Raw genomic sequence first — 17,278 nt, 5'->3', positions numbered from 1 at the left:
GACCGCGTCGAGCATCGTGCCCTCGCCGTCGGGTCCGGCCTGCTCGTGAGCTCGTCGATCATCTGCGCCAGGTAGCGGGCGACCAGCGCCTTGACCTCGGGGCCGTAGACGGTGATGTCGTTGTCGAACTCCGGGTTCGGCCAGATGATCGAGTTCACCTGGGTGTCCGGGCCCGACGCGTAGGTCTGCAGCAGGTCGACGTCGCCGCGCTCGCCCTCGGCGGCCGGGGCGATGACCATCGCGGCCGCGCCGTCGCCGAAGATCATCCGCGAGGTGCGGACGTTGCCGATCTTGTCGGAGACTTTTCGACGCAGACCAGCAGGACCGGCCGTTCACCTCCTGCAGCTGGCGCACGGCCTCGGACAGGCCGTAGGGCAGCCCGGCGCAGGCGGCGATGATGTCGGCCGAGCAGTGCGTCTGCAGCAGGCCCAGGCGACCGGACAGCCACGTCGACAGCGACGGGATGAGCCGCTCGCTGGTGCAGGTGGCGACGAGCACGGCGCCGATCTCGGAGCGGTCGCGGCCGGAGTGCTCAAGCGCGCGGACCGCTGCGGCCCAGGCCAGGTCCTCGATGTCGAGCTCGGTGTAGCGGCGCTGGTCGATGCCGTCTTGGCGGCGATCTCGTCGGCGCTCATCGGTGACCAGGAGAACGCGGAGTTGCGGACGACGTCGTCGTTGGAGCAGACGTGCTCACCCCGGACGACGGCGAGGGCCTCCACCTTCGGCTGCACCGCGAACGCCTCGCGCACCCGGATCGGGGGCAGCGGGGCGACGGGCTCGACCGGGTCGGACTGGTGGAGAGCCGGCCGCGCCGCGCCGGACGGGCGCCAGTGGCGCGGTCCAGGAACTGCTCGACGTCGCGGTTGCGCGGGTGGAAGGCGATGACGTACTCGTCGTCGCCGATCTCCTCGGCGGTGCGCAGCTCGGTGGAGGCACGGTCCCAGGGGTACTGGTTGTGCAGCACCATCGCCCACCGGGTCAGGGCCTCGAGCTCGGGGCGCTCGGCGTGCGCGTCGAGGATCTCGGTGAAGGAGAAGACTGGGTAGTCCGGGTCGTGGTGGGGCACGACGAAGGTCTGCGCGCCGGGCGTGGTGAGGAACTGTTCGACGGTCGGCTTGACCGCGGGCAGCTCGGTCGCGTGGTGGACGGCGGTTGCCGTAGACGTCGAAGAGGAGGTCGAAGATGCGGCGCTCGGTCTCCTCGTCCCAGGTGGTGGGGAGCGCGGCGAAGGCGTCGGCGACGGCCCGGATCTTCTTGTCGCCGTCGCGCCAGGGGGTGAGCAGCGGGAGGAAGACGTCGGCGCGGTGGCGGGGGAGGTCACGCCAGCGGGTCGGGCGCTTCTCGAACATGGTGAGCGTGTACCGGTTGACCCAGAACAGGTTCTGGCTCATGTCGCGCAGCAGCGCGAAGCGACTCTCGTAGGCACCGTTGGTGACCCGCTCCAGGATGTCGGTGCCGGTGGGCGCCTTTGCCCCGAAATCGCGACCGACGATGGCCGTGAACTGTTCCAGATCGTCGATGACGGAAAAATCGAGTTCACCGAGAAAATTGGCGGGAAAGACCAGTCGGTCGTGGTTGTTGACCACGAACGGTTTCATGTGACGACCTCCAGCAGCGGCGACGACCGGCGGAATCGCCAGGCGGGACGCGGTGCGGCCTGGTCGATCGGATCGGTTGCGGTGCCTGCAACGCTATCGATGAACAGTCACGATCGGAATGTGATCCAGCCGCCGAGTGTGCGCTCTCACGGATGGTTGGTCAACTCCGACTGTTACCGGCGAGAATGTTACCGGTCGGTCTACTCGCCGGTTCTCGGAAAGAGCTCCGCAGGCCCGCAGGTTGACGGGCGGGCTGGTCCACAGTGGAACGATCACCGGGCGTGGCCGGTCGGTCCCGGCACGTGCACACGCCGACGGGGGCATGGTCGTCGGCGTCACAGTCCGCGCGGTGATCGTCACCCGCGCTCCGGGGTGCGCGCCATCGTCCGAACGGGGGAGGACGGGGCTCGTCCTCCGATGTGGACGGTCGTACGCGGGAGCCGCGGCGGCCGCCCGGCGGCGCACGGTGGGAATGCGACTGCGGAATGCGATCCCGAATTCCCGGACACCGTTCCGGGGAACTCCGGTGTTCAGCCGTGGGCGGTCGCCGGGGCCGGGGCCGCGACGGTCTCCGCCTTCGGCGCGGGCGTGAGCAGCACCAGGACCGTGGCGAGCAGCCCGGCGGCGCCCGCCGCGACGAAGGAGATCGTGTACGCCGTGGCCGAGGGCGGTCCGCCGTCGCCGAGCACGTAGGTCGCCGTCACCGCGGCGACGACCGCGGTGCACGAGCTCGTGCCGAGCTGCCGGGCCAGGGTGTTGAGGCTGTTCGCCGCGGCGGTCTCCGACTCCGGCACCGCCCGCATGATCGTCAGTGGGATCGCCGAGTAGGCGAGCGCGGCGCCGACCGCGGCCACGGTCGAGGCGGCCATCAGGAGCGGCACCGTCGAGGGCATCGCGGCGAAGGCGAAGTTGCCCGCCCCGAGGAGCAGCGTGCCGACCACGAGGGTGGTGCGCGGGCCCCGCAGCCGCGACAGCCGGGCCGAGGCCGAGGAGAACACCACCATCGACCCGCCCATCGGCAGCAGCACCAGCCCGGCGACGACGAGCGAGAGCCCGAACCCGTAGCCGGTCGAGACCGGGGCCTGCAGGATCTGGGTGGCGAGCACGAAGCCCGCGAACATCGCGAAGCCCACCAGCACCGAGGCGAGGTTGGTCAGCAGCACGGCGGGCCGTGCCGAGACCCGCAGGTCCACCAGCGGCGCGGGGACGCGCAGCTCGTACCAGGCGGTCGCGGCGACCAGCACCACGGTGCCGGCGAACAGGCCGAGCACGGTCGCCGACGTCCAGCCCCAGTCGTCGCCCTTGGAGATCGCCAGCAGCAGGCACACCAGTGCCCCGCCGACACCGAACGCCCCCGGCACGTCGAACCGGCCGCCGGTGCGCAGCCGTGACTCGGCCACCAGCCGCCGGACCAGCAGGATCTGCAGCACGCCGAGCACCGCGGCCCCGGCGAACAGCCAGCGCCAGCTCGCGAACTGGGCGACGACGCCGGTGATCGGCAGCCCGATGGCCCCGCCGAAGCCGAGCGAGGACGACATCAGCCCGACCCCGGACCCGACCCGGTCGGCGGGCAGGACGTCGCGCATCAGGCTCATCCCGAGCGCGATCACGCCGAACGCGGCGCCCTGCAGCACTCGGGCGACGAGCAGCAGCTCGATCCCGGGCGCCAGCGCGCCGAGCAGCGACCCCGCCCCGACCAGGCCGAGCGCCACGAGCAGCATCCGGCGCTTGCCGAACATGTCGCCGAGCCGCCCCAGCACCGGCGCCGACACCGCGCCGGCGACGAGGTTGGCGGTGATCAGCCACGACGCCGTCGACCCGCTGACGTCGAGCAGCTCCGGGAACCGCGGCAGCAGCGGCACGACCATGGTCTGGACCAGTGAGACGAGCAGTCCGCAGGAGGCCAGGACGGCGATCGCGACGCCGGGGCGCGGCGGCGCCGGTGCGGTTCCCCCGGGGTGGGTGCTCTCGGGCTGCTGGTGCGGACGGCGTGCCCGGAACACTCGACCTCCGTGGTGGGGTGACGGATCGTGCTGACGGCGGACCCCCGCCGAAGCGGGAGTCACCCATCAGATGAGCACGCCGGTCACCCGTCCGGCAAGCCGGGTCACTCCGCGCGCGGGGGGACCGGCTCGGGCGGCGGCGGGCCGTCGTAGACCGCGGAGGGGCGGATCAGCCGGCGCTGCGCGGCCTGCTCCAGCACGTGTGCACACCAGCCGACGACCCGGCTGACCGCGAACGTCGGCGTGAACATGCTGCGGGGGATCCCGCAGCCCTCCATCACCACGCCCGCGTGGAACTCCACGTTCGCGAACAGCGGGTGGTCCGGACGCAGCTCGGCGAGGGTGGCGGCGACCCGCCGTTCGACGTCGGCGGCCCGCGCGGGCAGCGGTCCGCCCAGCTCCGCGGCCACCTCGCGCAGCAGCGCCGAGCGCGGGTCCGGCCCGCGGTAGACGGCGTGGCCGAACCCCATGATCCGCATCCCCGCGGCGAGCCGGTCGGCCACCCAGCGCTCCGGCGAGCCGCCGGCGTCACGGTCGATCGCGTCGAGGCTCTCCAGCGCGCGGTCGGGGGCGCCCCCGTGCAGCGGCCCGGCGAACGCGCCGAGCGCGGCGACCACGCAGGACGCGACGTCGGCGCCGGTGGAGGCGACCACCCTGGCGGTGAAGGTGGAGGCGTTGAAGCCGTGGTCCACCGTCGCCACGAGGTAGGCGTCGAGCGCGCGGACGTGCGCCGGCGCGGGCTCGGCGCCGGCCAGCATCCACAGCCAGTTCGCGGCCGACGACAGGTCGGTGCGCGGGGCGACCGGGTCGAGACCGTGACGCAGCCGGTGCAGCGCGGCGAGGACGGTCGGTGTCGCGGCACAGACGGTCGCGGCGTCGCGGGGGCCCGCCGTCGGGTCGTCCCAGAGCGGCCGCATCCCGTGCTGCGGGCCGAGCAGCGACAGGGCGGTGCGCAGCCCGGCGAGCAGGTCGGGTCCGCAGGCCTCGGCGATCGCGGGCAGCTGCGCGGCGACGGCGTCGGGCAGGGCCCGGCGCTGCGCGGTGGTAGCGGTGAACTTCGCGAGCTCGGCGGTGCCCGGGAGGCGGCCGTGGACGAACAGGAACCACACGTCGTCGAAGGTGCGGGTGCGCGCGAGGTCGACCGCGGAGTACGGGCCGTAGTGGTAGAAGCCCTCGTCCCCGCGGACGTCCCCGATCCGGGTAGTGGTGACGGCGACGCCGCGCAGGCCCGGTGGGACCTGCGGGGCGGCGGTGCCGGTGCTGTCGGTGCTGGTCATGACCGGACCGTCCGCCCGTCGGGAATCGTTGTCAATATTGATCGGATCAATGTTGATACGGTCCATCTCGTGGAGTACCTGACCGTCGCCGAGACCGCGGAACGCCTCGGCGTGAAGCGGGAGACCGTCTACGCCTACGCCAGCCGCGGGCTGCTGACCAGCGTGCGCGGCGCGCAGCGGCGGGGCAGCCGGTTCGCCCAGGACGAGGTGGAGGCCCTCGCCGCGCGCGGCCGGGAGGCGGGGGAACCGTCCGGGACGGTCGAGCGCATCAGGACGCGGATCACACTCGTCGCCGACGGGGGGCCGTGGTTCCGCGGGGTGGCGGCGCCGGCGCTCGCGGGGTCGGCGGACCTCGAGCAGGTCGCCGCGCTGCTGTGGGAGGTCCCGGGCCGGGTGTCGTTCGACGCCGCCCCGGACCTGCTCGCCCCGGCGCGCGCCGTGCTCGCCGCCGCCCCCGCCGGGGCACGGGCGACCGACCGGTTCCGGCTCGCCGTCGCCGCGGTGGCCGCCGCCGACCCGCTGCGTGCCACCGCCCGGCCGGGCGCGGTGGTGGCGACGGCGTCGGCGCTGCTGGGGACGGTCGTGACCGCACTCGCCGGGGACCCGGGGTCCGGACCGGCCGACCTGGCGGAGCGGTTGCTGCCGGCGCTCCTGCGTGACCCGGGCCGGGCACCCGCGCCGGCGACGGCCGGGCACGTCCGCGCCGCGTTGGTCCTGCTCGCCGACCACGGCCTGGCGTCGTCGACGGTCGCCGCCCGGGTCGCCGCGAGCACCCTGGCCGACGTGCACGCCGTCGTCTCAGCCGGGCTCGGCGCCCTGGACGGGCCTCGACACGGACTGGTCAGCGGGCTCGCCCACCGCTTCCTCGCCGAGGCCCGGGACGACCCGTCCGGCGCGCTCGCCCAGCGGTTGCGGGCCGGCGAGCGGGTTCCGGGCTTCGGGCACTCGGTGTACCGGGGCGCCGACCCGCGCGCGACGGTGCTGCTCGACCGGCTCCGCGCGGACCCGGCCGCGGACCGCGTCGTGGCCTGCGTCGACGCCGTCGTCGCGGGGATGGACCGGGGTGGGGACGGCCCCGCCCCGAACGTCGACCTCGCGCTCGCCGCGCTGATGCACGCCCACGACCTGCGCCCCGACGCCGGCGAGCTGCTGTTCGCCTGCGCCCGGACCGTCGGCTGGGTGGCGCACGCCCTGGAGGAGTACGCCGAGCCCGGCCTGCGGTTCCGGCCGACCGGCGTCTACACCGGGCCGCGGCCCGGGTCGACCAGCGAGGCGAGCACCACCACGTTGTCGGTGTAGCTGCGCACGCCCCGGTCGAACGTCCCACCGCAGGTGATCATCCGCAGGCCCGCGCCGGGCAGATCGCCGTAGACGGCCGCGGTGGGGAAGCGGTCCTTGGCATAGCGACGGACGGCCTGGACCTCGAAGGTCGCGGTGGTGCCGTCGGCGCGGTCGACCGACACCAGGTCACCGGGGGCGAGGGCGTGCAGCCGGAAGAACGGGCCCGGCTCGTGGTCCCAGTCGACGTGTGCCGCGAGCACCGCAGGCCCCCGGGAGCCCGGCGCGGGGGCGCCGGTGTACCAGCCGGTGGCGGCACCGTCGGGTGGCACCTCCAGCGTCCCCCGCCCGGTCAGGCCGAGCGGGACGAGCCCGCTGTCGAGCCCGATCGAGGTCGCCCGCACCCGCACCGGGTCCGACGGCGGCAGCGGGGCCGCCGCCGGGCGGAGCGTGCTCGTGGGCAGCGGCGGAACCGTTCCGCCGATCGCCACCGGCGGCGCCCCGAGCGGCACGGCCAGCGCCAGCACGACGAGCACCCCCCACCACACCCGTCGCACCCCGCGCGGCCCGCGGCGGCCGTGCGGCCCGGGCAGCTCCCGCGGACCGGCCCCGCACGCGGGGCCGCAGCGCCCGCGTCCGACCGGCCTCGTGCCCGGCGGACCGGTGTGCGCGGGGGTGCGGGTCACGAGTGGCGGGTGGTCAGGGGGAGCGACGCGCGGCCGGTGCGGCGCCCGCTCCACACGACGACACCCGCCCCGGCGGCGAGGACCGCACCGGTCCCGACCAGCAGGAACACCGTCGGGTCGACCCCGGCGCCGCCGGAGCCGTCACCGGCCTCGACACCGCCGCCGGGGACCGCGCGCACCTGCCCGGTGCCGGCGGCCGCGACGAGGTCCGGGCCCTCGCAGGCCCGGCCGTCGCCGTCGCGATCCAGGTTGTTCGGGTCCGAGGGGTCGGCGGCGAGCACCGCCTGGGCCTGGGCGCGGGAGAGGTCGACGCAGTCCAGGTCGCTGCCCCGCCCGGCGGCGGGAGCACCGGCCGCGGGAGTGGTCGTCTGCGGAGCCGTGGTCGTCTCCTCGGGCGCCGTCTCCTCGGGGTCGGTCTCGTCCGGGTCGGTGGCGTCCGGGTCGTCGTCGGCCGGCGTCGCGTCGTCGGTGGGGTCCTCGGCCGGCGGCTCCTCGGTGTCCTCCTGGGCCGGGGCCGTGACGGCGCTCGTCACCGGGGTGGCGGCCGGTTCCGCGGCCGACGCCGCCCCGGCCAGCGGGAGCCCGGCGAGCGCGGCGAGGGTGACGGTGGCGGCGACGGCGCCGGTGCGGCGGACGAGCGAACGTGCGGTCATGATCCACTCCCTGTGACGAACGTGATCCTCGTGACCGGTGGGGCGAACGGGACGCCCTGTCCGATGGCGGAGAGTGAAGCGACACCCGGTCGGCGGGGCCAGACAAGTCGCCCGTACGGGGATCACCGGGGCGAGTGGTGTCGCCCGGAGTGACCGGCTCCTCGGCGCGCCGGGCGCGCCCGGGGCGGTGCGACGTCCAGGATGGCGACGTGACCACCACCCCCGTCCCGCCCCGTCGCCGTCGCCGGTCGCTCGACGACGGCGTCTCCGACGCGTTCGTCGAGCTCTGGTCCCAGCGCCGGCCGTGCGTCCTGGTGACCCTGCGCCGCGACGGCACCCCGCACGCGGCGCCGGTGGGGGTGACCGTCGACGTGGCCGAGCGCACCGCCCGGGTGATCTGCAGCGGCGGGTCGCAGAAGGCGCGCAACGTCGCCGCGGCCGGACCGGACGGGGCCCGGGTCAGCGTCACCGTCGTCGACGGGCGCACCTGGTCCACCCTGGAGGGCCGTGCCGTCGTGCGGGACGAGCCCGACGTGGTCGCCGACGCCGAGCGCCGCTACGCCGCCGAGTACAAGCAGCCCCGGCCGAACCCCCGGCGGGTGGTGCTGCAGATCGCGGTCGACCGGGTCCTCGGCAACGCCTGAGGGGATACTCGCCGGTGTGGACCTGCCGGAGACGACCTTCCTCGGCCACAGCACCCTGCGACTGCGGATCGGTGGCCGCACCGTCCTCACCGACCCGGTGCTGGGGAACTCGGTCGGCCCGTTGCGCCGTACCGCGCCGGCCGTCGACCCGGCGGGACCCGCGGGGGTCGACCTGGTCCTGATCTCCCACCTGCACGCCGACCACCTGCACCTGGCCTCGCTGCGCCGGCTGCCCCGGTCGGTGGAGGTCGTGGTGCCCACGGGGGCGGGCGACTGGCTCCGCCGCCGCGGCGTCGCCCGGGTCTCCGAGCTCGCCGTCGGGCAGACCCGCGTCGTCGACGGGCTGCGCGTCACCGGCACCCCGGCCGACCACTCCGGGCACCGGTGGGGGCCGCGGTTCACCCACGGACCGCAGGCCGACGCGATGGGCCACCTGCTGGAGGGCGACGGGCTGCGCGTCTACGTCGCGGGGGACACCGGGCTGTTCCCCGGGCTCGACGACGTCGCCGCCCAGGGTCCGATCGACCTCGCCGCGCTGCCGGTGTGGGGCTGGGGCCCGAACCTGGGGCCGGGGCACCTCGACCCGGCCGGCGCCGCCGAGGCCGTCCGGCGGCTCGCACCGGCCGTCGCGGTGCCGGTGCACTGGGGGACCCTCGCCGTCGCCGGGCTGTGCTCGGTCCCGGGGCGGACCGGGTCCCGGATGCGGGAGCTGCTCGTGCGCCCGCCGCACGACTTCGCCGACGCCGTCGCCGCGGCCGGGCTGCCCACCCGCACTCTGGTGCTCCCGCCCGGTGCCGCCGTCGGGACGCCGGCGTGAGCGCGCTGCAGCTGCTGGCCGCACCCGCGCAGGACTGGCTCGAGGCCGAGCTCAGCCCGGACGCCGGGCGGATCGCCTACCTCGTCGTCGCCGGGGGAGTGCTGCTCGGGTTGGTGCTGCCGGTGGTGCCGACCGGCGCGATCGTCGGTGCCGCCGCCGCGACGGCGATGACGAGTTCCGCGCTGTCGCTGCCGGTGGTGCTGCTGCTGGCCTTCGCCGCGGCCCTGCTGGGTGACCTCGTCACCTTCGCCGTCGCCCGGCTGGCCGGTGACCCGGTCCGCGCCGCGGTCGCGGGCGGGCGGCTCGGTGGTGCGCGCACCGCGGCCCGGATCGAACGCATGCGCGGCGCGTTCGCCGAGCGCGGCTGGCTGGTCGTGCTGGTCGGACGGGTCGCCCCGGCGGGGCGGGTGCCGACCCTGATCGCGGCCGCGGTGTCGGGGATGACCTGGGCGAAGCTGGTGCCCGCCGTCGCGGCCGGTGCGGTGCTGTGGACGCTGCTCTACGGCGTGCTCGGGGTGCTGACCGGCAACCTCACCGACTCCCCGGTGGTGGCGGCGCTGCTCGCGGTCGGGCTGGTGGCCGTCGTCGCCGGGGTCACGGCGCTGGCCGGACGGGTGCGGTCCCGGCTGCGGGCCCGCCACCGGGTCGGCTGAGACCGGACGGCCCACCGGCGCACACGGAACCGGCCGGGCGCGACGGGAGGGGGTGTCGCGCCCGGCCGGAGTGGGTGCCCGGGGCGTGGCGTCGCCCCGGGGAGATCGCATCAGTTGCCGTCGCCGAAGGGGTTGATGCCGAACGGCAGCTCGCCGGAGGAGCCGTCCTGCGGCACGGTCCGCGCCCCGTTCTGGGCGGTCGCGGCGGCGGTGTCCTTCACGCTGCCCAGGGTCACCGGCACCTCGCGGGCACCGGAGCCGCTGCCGACGGTCAGCGTGACCTGCTGGCCGGGGGCGAAGTTGCCGACCCGGGCGATCAGGTCCGCGAAGCTCGACACCGGGTACTCGTTGACCTTGGTGACCACGTCGCCCGCCTTGATCCCCGCGGTCGCCGCGGGCGAGTTCGGCTCCACCGCCGCGATCTGTGCGCCCGCGGTCTCGCTCGGGGCGCCGCGGGAGGCCGACACCGCGCCCTGCACACCGAGCTGCGGCTTGGTCGCGACGTCGGAGTCCATCAGTTCCTGGGCGACCCGCTTGGCCGTGTCGACCGGGATCGCGAAGCCCAGTCCGATCGATCCGGAGCTCTGGCCGGCGGTGGCGATCGCGGAGTTGATGCCGACGACCTGCCCGGCCAGGTTGACCAGCGGGCCGCCGGAGTTGCCCTCGTTGATCGGGGCGTCGGTCTGCAGGCCGTTGTAGACGACCAGGGGCTGGCCGTCGCCGCCCGCGGTGACGGTCCGGTTCAGCGCGGAGACGATGCCCGCGGTGACGGTGCCGGACAGGCCCTGCGGGGAGCCGTTCGCGACGACCTGCTCGCCGACCTGCACGCTCGAGGACTCCCCGAGGGTGGCGGGCTTGAGGTCCCGGGCGCCCTGCAGCTTGATGACGGCGAGGTCGTAGCTGGGGGAGGTGCCGACGACGGTCGCGGTGTACTGCCTGCCGTCGGAGGTGGACACGGTGATCCGGCCGCCGCCGGCGGCGTTCGCCACCACGTGGTTGTTGGTGAGGATCTGGCCGTCGGAGGTCAGGATGACCCCGGAGCCCTCGGCGAGACCCTGCGCGGTGCGCACCTGGATGTCCACCGTGCTCGGGGTGATCGCGGCCGCGGCGCCGGCGATCGAGCCGTCGGCGGGGGTGGCCGGGGTGCCGGGTGCGGGGGCGCTGGTCAGCGTGGCCTGCGAGGAGGGGCCGTCGAGCACGAGGTAGGCACCGCCGACCCCGGCCGCGCCGCCGACCAGGGCGGCCGTCAGCGCGACGGCGGCCAGGCCCGCGCCGAACCGGCGCGGCGGCTTCGGTGCCGGCCCCTGCTGGGGGAAAGGCGGGTAGACCGAGGTGGGCGGGCTCCCCGCGCCGTACGCCGGGATCGTGGGGTTGCTCGTCGTCGCCCACGGCGGCGGAGTCTGGGGCCCCTGGCTGCCGCCCTGCTGCCGGTGGTCGGTGTCGGTCACGGTGGTCGCCTCCTGTGCGCGGGTGCCGTCGTCGCCGGTCGGGTGGGCGGGGGCCGCCCCCTCGTGACGCGGTGCGGGCCGGACGGGGTCGGTGGCGCCGCCTGCGGTGGAGGTCCGTCCGTCGGACGGCTCGCCCGTTCCCGGCCCGTTCTCGGTCATGGTGCAACTGTGCGCCGCGACCCTGAGACGACCCTGTGACCGCGCTGGGAATCGCTCGGGCATCGGGTGAGAGTGCCCGTCGCGGCCGCGCCGGTCGGTCGGGACGCCCTGGTCAGGAGAGGGCGCCGTCCCACGGTGACGACCCGGCCCCGGCGCGGCGAGCGCGGCCCCGCCGAGGACCCCCACCCACAGCACGGGGCGGAACCTGGACGGTCTAGGCGACCAGCTCCACGATCGTCGCGTTGGCGGTTCCGCCGCCCTCGCACATGGTCTGCAGCCCGTAGCGGATCCCGCGGTCGCGCATGTGGTGCACCAGGCGGGTGAGCAGCACGGTGCCCGAGGCGCCCAGCGGGTGCCCGACGGCGATCGCCCCGCCGAGCGGGTTGAGCACGGCGTCGTCGGCGCCCAGTTCGGCCTGCCAGGCCAGCGGGACCGGCGCGAACGCCTCGTTGACCTCGCACGCGCCGATGTCACCGATCGACAGCCCGGAGCGCTTCAGCACCTTCTGCGTCGCCGGGATGGGGCCGGTCAGCATCCGCAGCGGGTCGGCGCCGGACACGGCCCCGGAGTGGTAGCGGACGATCGGGGTCAGGCCGAGCTCGCGGGCCTTCTCCGGGGTGGTGACCAGCACCGCCGACGCGCCGTCGGAGATCTGCGAGCTGTTCCCGGCGTGGATCACCCCGTCCGCGGAGAACGACGGCTTCAGCGCGGCCAGGGTGTCGGTGGTCGTCCCGCGGCGCAGGCCCTCGTCGGCGGTGAACCCCGGCGCCCCGGGTACCTCGACGAGCTGGTCGTCGAACGCGCCGGCGTCGATCGCGGCGGCGGCGAGCTCGTGAGCCCGGGCGGCGTAGGTGTCGAGCCGGGTCCGCGACAGCGTCCAGTCCCGGGCGATCCGCTCGGCGCCGACACCCTGGTTGAAGTCGCCGTTCGGGAACTCCCCGGACTCCAGGTCGGCGCGGTAGCGCTCGCGCACCAGCGGTCCGTAGGGACGCCCCAGGTCGCGGCCCGCGCCCAGCGGCACCCGGGTCATCGACTCCACCCCACCGGCGACGACGACGTCGTACTGCCCGGCCAGCACCATCCCGGCCGCGAAGTCGAACGAGGACTGGCTCGACCCGCACGCCCGGTTCACCGTCACCCCGGGCACCGACTCCGGCCAGCCCGCGGCGAGCAGGGCGTAGCGGCCGATCTGCGCGGCCTGGTCGCCGACCTGGTTCACGCAGCCCCACACGACGTCGTCGACGACGGCGGGGTCGATCCCGGTCCGCTCGACCAGGGCGGTCAGCACGGCGGCGGACAGGTCGACCGGGTGGACCTCGGCCAGCGAACCCTTCCGCTTCCCGATCGGTGTGCGGACGGCGGCACAGACGACGGCCTCGGGCATGACGGGTCCTCCTCGGTCACCGGTGACACGACTCGTTCGCGACGCTAAGCCATCGCAGGGGGTCGGCGCTGAGAGGGCGGTCACGCCATCGGATGCGCATCAGGTGTCGAGCCGCTCTGGATCGATGAGGTACCGTCTCCTCGTACGCGAAGGGGAGTAGCTCCCAACGCTGCGCTCGACATACTGGTCCGCCTCGTCCTGCGACGGCCGACCCGGGCGCAGCGGCCTGACCACCACCAGGCGAGCGAGACCTTCGATCCGGATACACCGGATCGAGGGCACCCATCCTCGGTCCGGTCGAGATCGAGGGATGGACATGGATGGATTCCTGATCGCGTTCGCGGTCAGCTTCGGCGTCATCTTCGTGGCCGAGCTGGGCGACAAGTCGCAGCTCATGGCCCTCACGTTCGCGACGCGCTTCAACGCGATCCCGGTCCTCATCGGGATCACGATCGCCACCTCGGTGACCCACCTCGTGTCGGTCGCCGTCGGCTACGGCCTCGGTGCGTCGATCCCGACCGGCTGGATCGCGCTGGTCGCCGCGGTCGCCTTCCTGGCGTTCGGCGCCTGGACGCTGCGCGGTGACAGCCTCTCCGAGGACGAGGAGGCCAAGGCCAGGCGGGCCGGCGGATCCGCCGTCGTCGCCGCGTCGGTCGCGTTCTTCCTCGCCGAGCTCGGTGACAAGACGATGCTCGCGACGATCACCCTGGCCGCCCAGCACGGCACCCTCGCCGGGTCGATCGGCATCTGGGCCGGGTCCACGGCCGGCATGGTCGCCGCGGACGCGCTGGCCATCGTCGTCGGGCGCCAGCTCGGCAAGCGGCTCCCGGAGCGGGCCATCTCGATCGGCGCCGCGGTGATGTTCTTCGTCTTCGGCGCCTGGCTGCTGTACGAGGCCGTCCCGCAGGTGTGGGGCGAGAACGCCTGGGCCCGCGTGTTCGACGTCGCCGGGCACCACGGGCTCGGATGGGCCGCACTGGTGCTGGGGGCGCTCGCCGTGGGCGTCGGGCTCTGGTTCCGCGGTCGCGCGCACCGTGCCCGCGGGGAGCGCAGGCTCGACGTCGCCCGGAACCCGGGCAGCCCGGCCTGGTGGGCCCGCACGCTGTTCGTGCTGGCCGCGGTCCTCGGCTTCGGGGCGCCGCTGCTGGTGGCCCTCGACGTGCTGCAGCCGATCTCGGTGCTGGCCCGGCCGGCGGTCGCCGTCGTCGGGGCGGGGCTGCTGCTGCTCGGGTTCGCCGTCGTCGCGGTCGCGATGCTGCAGCTCGGCACGGTGTGGCGCCGCTCGGCCGCCGAGGCCGGTGCGGCCGCGGCCGGGGACCCGGACGCCGCACGACGCCCGGTGCTCGCCACCGGCGGGATCTACCGTCGTGTCCGCAACCCCGCGCTGACCGGCCTGATCGTCGGGTGCGCCGGGATGCTGTTCATGGCCCCGACCCTGCTCGGTGTGCTCGCCGGGGTGCTGATCCTGGTCGCGGTGCAGATCCAGGCCCGCGCGGTCTACGAGCCCGGCCTGGGCAGTGCTCTGGGCCCCGAGTACGCCGAGTACCGGGCCCGGACCGGCCGGTTCCTCCCGCGGGTCCGCACCGACCGCACCCCCGCGGGCGAGGGCGACCGCACGACCGTCGGCTGAGCGCCCCGCCGACGGCCCCGGCGGCTCCACAACCCCGCCGGCTCCACGACCCCGCCGGCTCCACGACCCCGCCGACGCTCCGAAACCGATGACTCCGCGGCACCGCCGCGCGACGACACCGCCCGCCCCAGTGCGACCGGGGCGGGCGGTGTCGTGTCCGGGGGATTCCGGGATCAGGTGTACCAGGTCGGCTCGGGCAGCTCGTCGCGCAGCACCCACGCCCCGACCTCGCGCCGCTTGTAGGCGACCGGGTCGTGCAGCGTGTGGGTGCGCACGTCGCGCCAGAAGCGGTCGAAGCCGAGCTCGGTCCGGGTCGCCCGCGCGCCGAGTCCCTCGAAGATCCCCCCGGTGATCTCCAGCGCGACCTCGGTGGCCCGCGCCTTCACCGCGGCGACGCGCACCTCGTGCTCGCCGCGCTGCTCGGCGGTCACGGCGTCGGCGTCGTCGTGCAGCCGCTGCTGCTCGGCCGCGACGGCGTCGGCCAGCGCCTCCACCGCCCAGAGCTTGGCCGTGTAGTCGCCGTAGAGGTCGAGCTGGTAGGGCTCGTCGACGGCCCGCTCGTGGCCGCCGTAGAGCCACGGCCGGGTCCGGGTGCGGGTGTACTCCGCGCCCGCCTCCAGGGCTCCGCGCGCGATCCCCAGGTAGAACGCGACGAACACCAGCTGGATCACCGGCACGTTGAAGGTGTTGTAGACGCGCGGGGCGAACACCTTGTCGGTGAACCCGGCGGCCGACGCCCACGGCACCCGCACGCCCGAGACCGTGACGCTTCCCGACTCCGACAGGCGCAGGCCGATGTTGTCCCAGTCGTCGCCGTAGACGATGCCCTCCTGGGCGCTCGGCACGATGGCGAACACGTGGGTGTCGGTGTTCTCGATGACGCCCTCCAGCACGGTCACGTCGGAGACCCGGCTGCCGGTGGAGAAGCTCTTGCGCCCGTCGTAGACGAGCTCGTCGCCCTCGTCGCGGATGGTCAGGTCGTCGTCGCGGGGGTTGACCGCGCCGCCGAAGAACCAGCGTTCGCGGGTCGCCTGCTCCTCGACCGCCGCGATCTGCTCGGGCGTGCCGACCAGGCGCGCGGCCCAGAACCACAGCAGGTGGTAGCCGAGCAGCTGCCCGATCGAGCCGTCGCCGGCCGCGACCTCGCGGATCACCCGGTAGGCGACGGTCCAGTCCTGGCCCCCGCCCCCGTGCTCGACCGGGCCGAGCAGGGTGACCAGGCCGGAGGCCTTGAGCAGGGCGACCTCGGCGTGCGGGGTGGCGCCGGCGCGCTCGCGGGCGGCGGCGTCGCGGGCCAGAACGGCGCGGACCTCGCGGGCGCGGGCGATCCAGCCCGCGGCGTCGGTGGGTACGGGGTCCCAGGACTCGGTCACGGTCTCGGGACGGATCTCGGTGGTGGTCATGGGTGACTCCTCGTGGTGCAGGGAGCCGGGCACCTCGACGGCACGCCACGGGCACCCGGGTGCGGGCGCGCCACGACGGTGCGCGGGGGGAGGGGACCCGGCTGCGGGAACGGTGCCGGGCGATCACCGGCGGGACGGACGCCCGCCGGCCGTCACACGTGGAGAGGTGCGACGGGGATGCCGGTCAGCGACAGAGCGAGGAGGTCACACGCGAGAGGTCGACGTGGCGTCGACGGGTGAGCTCGGTGAACAGCACGGTCCCAGTGTTCGGGTAGATCGCCGCGGAAGTCAACGAGACGTTCCCGGAAATGGGACGCGGCGCGGGATGTCCGGTCAGGACGGTCCCCGGAGACGCGCACGGGCCCGGCGACGTCGGTCGCCGGGCCCGTGCGGGCAGGTTGTCGGTCGGACGCCGCCGGTCAGACGGCGGTCAGCTGCGGCTCGCGGGCGGCGAGCTCGGCCTCCTTCTCCCGGATGATCGGGAGCACCTTCGCGCCGAAATACTCGACCTCCTCCTGGAAGTGCAGGAAGCCGAGCAGCAGCAGGTTCGCGCCGCGCCGCTTGTACTCGATCGCGCGGTCGGCGATCTGCTCCGGGGTGCCGATGAGCTGGGTCCGGAAACCGTCGTTGTACTGGACGAGGTCCTCGAAGGAGGAGTCGGCCCACATGCCGCGCTTGTCGCCGGTGGAGTTGCCGGCCTGCTGGACGGCGTCGCGGAAACCCTCGACGGCCGGCCGGTTGGCCTTCTCGATGATCTCGCGGAGGGTGTCCCTGGCCTCCTTCTCGTCGTCGCGGGCGATCATGAAGCCGTTGAGGCCGAACCGGCCCGGCTGCAGGCGCTCGGCGGTCTTCGCGTGGCCGAGGACCTCCTCGACCTGCTCGGAGAAGCCGTCGTAGTCCTTGCCGTTGGAGAAGTACCAGTCCGACACGGTGCCGCCGTTGTAGCGGGCCGCGGTGGAGTTGCCGCCCTGGAAGATCTCCGGGTGCGGACGGCCCGGGACGTCGAGCGGGCGCGGCTTGAGGTCGAAGTCGCGGATCCGGTAGAAGTCGCCGGCGAACTCGGCGCCGCCGTCGGAGGTCCAGATCTCGCGCAGCACCCGGATGAACTCGTTGCTGCGGCGGTAGCGCTCGTCGTGCTCGAGCCACGGCTGGCCCATCGCGGTGGACTCGGCCTTCAGCCAGCCGGAGACGACGTTGACCGCGAGCCGGCCGTTCGTCAGGTGGTCGGCGGTGGCGACCCACTTGGCCAGCACCGAGGGCTCCCACAGACCGGGGTGGACGGCGGCGATCACCGTGAGCCGCTCGGTGGCCAGCCCCAGCGCGAGGGAGAACGCGGTGGCCTCGTGCTGGTGGTCGGCGCCGTAGCTGGCCATGTAGCGGATCTGGGACAGCGCGTACTCGAAGCCGTTGTTCTCGGCGGTCTGCGCCAGCTTCTTGTTGTACTCGAAGCCCCAGTCGGTGCGCTGTTCGATGGTGCTGGTGACCAGCCCACCGGAGACGTTCGGGACCCAGTACGCGAACTTCAGCGGCTCCTGGATCCGGGTGTTGGGCGTGGTGTCGAGAGCATCGGACACGGGAGACTCCTCGGGGGTGTGCCGGGCACGGCAGACGGGCGCACGACGGCGCCGGAAAGAGAGGAAAGAGG

15 protein-coding genes and 1 pseudogene are annotated in these 17,278 nt (G+C 74.7%); 5 read left to right on the top strand and 11 right to left on the bottom strand.

The window, feature by feature from the left end; translation table 11 throughout:
* From KPL57_RS06725 to KPL57_RS06710, 4 genes and pseudogenes are all read right to left on the bottom strand, one after another.
* A pseudogene (locus KPL57_RS06725) lies at window positions 1-266 on the bottom strand (hypothetical protein); the annotation flags it as partial.
* A gap of 365 nt (window positions 267-631) precedes the next feature.
* A complete protein-coding gene (locus KPL57_RS06720; RefSeq protein ID WP_226350924.1) occupies window positions 632-1,321 on the bottom strand; it encodes a hypothetical protein in 690 nt (229 codons plus the stop codon).
* 807 nt (window positions 1,322-2,128) lie between these two features.
* Window positions 2,129-3,601, bottom strand: a complete 1,473-nt coding sequence (locus KPL57_RS06715) for an MFS transporter (protein WP_226350923.1) — start codon at window positions 3,599-3,601, stop codon at window positions 2,129-2,131.
* A gap of 104 nt (window positions 3,602-3,705) precedes the next feature.
* Complete coding sequence (locus tag KPL57_RS06710; RefSeq protein WP_226350922.1) at window positions 3,706-4,878, bottom strand: citrate/2-methylcitrate synthase; 1,173 nt, start codon at window positions 4,876-4,878, stop codon at window positions 3,706-3,708.
* Window positions 4,879-4,947: 69 nt separating this feature from the next.
* On the opposite strand from KPL57_RS06710, the gene KPL57_RS06705 reads away from it, so the two are divergent.
* Window positions 4,948-6,177, top strand: a complete 1,230-nt coding sequence (locus tag KPL57_RS06705; RefSeq protein ID WP_226350921.1) for a citrate synthase — start codon at window positions 4,948-4,950, stop codon at window positions 6,175-6,177.
* On the opposite strand, the gene KPL57_RS06700 is transcribed toward KPL57_RS06705, so the two are convergent.
* The gene (locus KPL57_RS06700) at window positions 6,117-6,842 is read right to left on the bottom strand and encodes a class F sortase (protein WP_226350920.1); all 726 of its coding nucleotides are present in this window, start codon (window positions 6,840-6,842) and stop codon (window positions 6,117-6,119) included. The two genes, KPL57_RS06705 and KPL57_RS06700, sit on opposite strands and share 61 nt — an antisense overlap.
* Window positions 6,839-7,495: a hypothetical protein gene (locus tag KPL57_RS06695; protein ID WP_226350919.1), complete on the bottom strand. Its 657-nt coding sequence runs from the start codon at window positions 7,493-7,495 to the stop codon at window positions 6,839-6,841. The genes KPL57_RS06700 and KPL57_RS06695 overlap by 4 nt, the downstream gene beginning before the upstream one ends.
* 209 nt (window positions 7,496-7,704) lie before the next feature.
* Between KPL57_RS06695 and KPL57_RS06690 the strand changes: the two genes are divergently transcribed.
* Genes KPL57_RS06690 through KPL57_RS06680 form a run of 3 tightly spaced genes read left to right on the top strand, consistent with a single transcriptional unit; the run spans window position 7,705 to window position 9,609 of the window.
* Window positions 7,705-8,139 (top strand): TIGR03618 family F420-dependent PPOX class oxidoreductase, encoded by a 435-nt coding sequence (locus KPL57_RS06690; RefSeq protein WP_020622685.1) that lies wholly within the window; start codon window positions 7,705-7,707, stop codon window positions 8,137-8,139.
* 16 nt (window positions 8,140-8,155) lie between these two features.
* Window positions 8,156-8,956 carry an MBL fold metallo-hydrolase gene (locus KPL57_RS06685; protein WP_226350918.1) on the top strand — a complete coding sequence of 267 codons (801 nt, stop codon included), beginning with the start codon at window positions 8,156-8,158 and terminating at the stop codon, window positions 8,954-8,956.
* Entirely contained in the window at window positions 8,953-9,609 is a 657-nt protein-coding gene (locus KPL57_RS06680) for a DedA family protein (RefSeq protein ID WP_226350917.1), read from the top strand. The genes KPL57_RS06685 and KPL57_RS06680 overlap by 4 nt, the downstream gene beginning before the upstream one ends.
* Window positions 9,610-9,719: 110 nt before the next feature.
* On the opposite strand, the gene KPL57_RS06675 is transcribed toward KPL57_RS06680, so the two are convergent.
* Both KPL57_RS06675 and KPL57_RS06670 read right to left on the bottom strand, forming a co-directional pair.
* Complete coding sequence (locus KPL57_RS06675) at window positions 9,720-11,216, bottom strand: S1C family serine protease (protein ID WP_226350916.1); 1,497 nt, start codon at window positions 11,214-11,216, stop codon at window positions 9,720-9,722.
* A gap of 214 nt (window positions 11,217-11,430) precedes the next feature.
* Window positions 11,431-12,600, bottom strand: coding sequence for a thiolase family protein (locus KPL57_RS06670; protein WP_226350915.1), 1,170 nt, complete (start codon window positions 12,598-12,600; stop codon window positions 11,431-11,433).
* Between the two features lie 316 nt (window positions 12,601-12,916).
* On the opposite strand from KPL57_RS06670, the gene KPL57_RS06665 reads away from it, so the two are divergent.
* Window positions 12,917-14,230 (top strand): TMEM165/GDT1 family protein, encoded by a 1,314-nt coding sequence (locus KPL57_RS06665; RefSeq protein WP_075312242.1) that lies wholly within the window; start codon window positions 12,917-12,919, stop codon window positions 14,228-14,230.
* A 173-nt stretch (window positions 14,231-14,403) separates the two neighbouring features.
* On the opposite strand, the gene KPL57_RS06660 is transcribed toward KPL57_RS06665, so the two are convergent.
* The 3 genes from KPL57_RS06660 to sfnG all read right to left on the bottom strand — a co-directional run bounded on the left by KPL57_RS06660 (window position 14,404) and on the right by sfnG (window position 17,171).
* Window positions 14,404-15,633 carry an acyl-CoA dehydrogenase family protein gene (locus KPL57_RS06660; protein WP_226350914.1) on the bottom strand — a complete coding sequence of 410 codons (1,230 nt, stop codon included), beginning with the start codon at window positions 15,631-15,633 and terminating at the stop codon, window positions 14,404-14,406.
* Window positions 15,634-15,817: 184 nt separating this feature from the next.
* The gene (locus KPL57_RS71820) at window positions 15,818-15,889 is read right to left on the bottom strand and encodes a putative leader peptide (protein ID WP_350590274.1); all 72 of its coding nucleotides are present in this window, start codon (window positions 15,887-15,889) and stop codon (window positions 15,818-15,820) included.
* Between the two features lie 163 nt (window positions 15,890-16,052).
* Window positions 16,053-17,171: a dimethylsulfone monooxygenase SfnG gene (gene sfnG / locus KPL57_RS06655; RefSeq protein ID WP_226350928.1), complete on the bottom strand. Its 1,119-nt coding sequence runs from the start codon at window positions 17,169-17,171 to the stop codon at window positions 16,053-16,055.
* Window positions 17,172-17,278 lie beyond the last annotated feature (107 nt).

This window comes from Pseudonocardia sp. ICBG601 (genome assembly GCF_020496245.1).
This window is presented reverse-complemented; position numbering and strand designations above follow the sequence as displayed.

Bases quoted from the DNA above. Each gene is read 5' to 3' on its own strand.
- KPL57_RS06660 (WP_226350914.1), bottom strand. From the start codon at position 15,633: ATGACCACCACCGAGATCCGTCCCGAGACCGTGACCGAGTCCTGGGAC.
- KPL57_RS06670 (WP_226350915.1), bottom strand. From the start codon at position 12,600: ATGCCCGAGGCCGTCGTCTGTGCCGCCGTCCGCACACCGATCGGGAAG.
- KPL57_RS06665 (WP_075312242.1), top strand. From the start codon at position 12,917: ATGGATGGATTCCTGATCGCGTTCGCGGTCAGCTTCGGCGTCATCTTC.
- KPL57_RS06710 (WP_226350922.1), bottom strand. From the start codon at position 4,878: ATGACCAGCACCGACAGCACCGGCACCGCCGCCCCGCAGGTCCCACCG.
- KPL57_RS06675 (WP_226350916.1), bottom strand. From the start codon at position 11,216: ATGACCGAGAACGGGCCGGGAACGGGCGAGCCGTCCGACGGACGGACC.
- KPL57_RS06695 (WP_226350919.1), bottom strand. From the start codon at position 7,495: ATGACCGCACGTTCGCTCGTCCGCCGCACCGGCGCCGTCGCCGCCACC.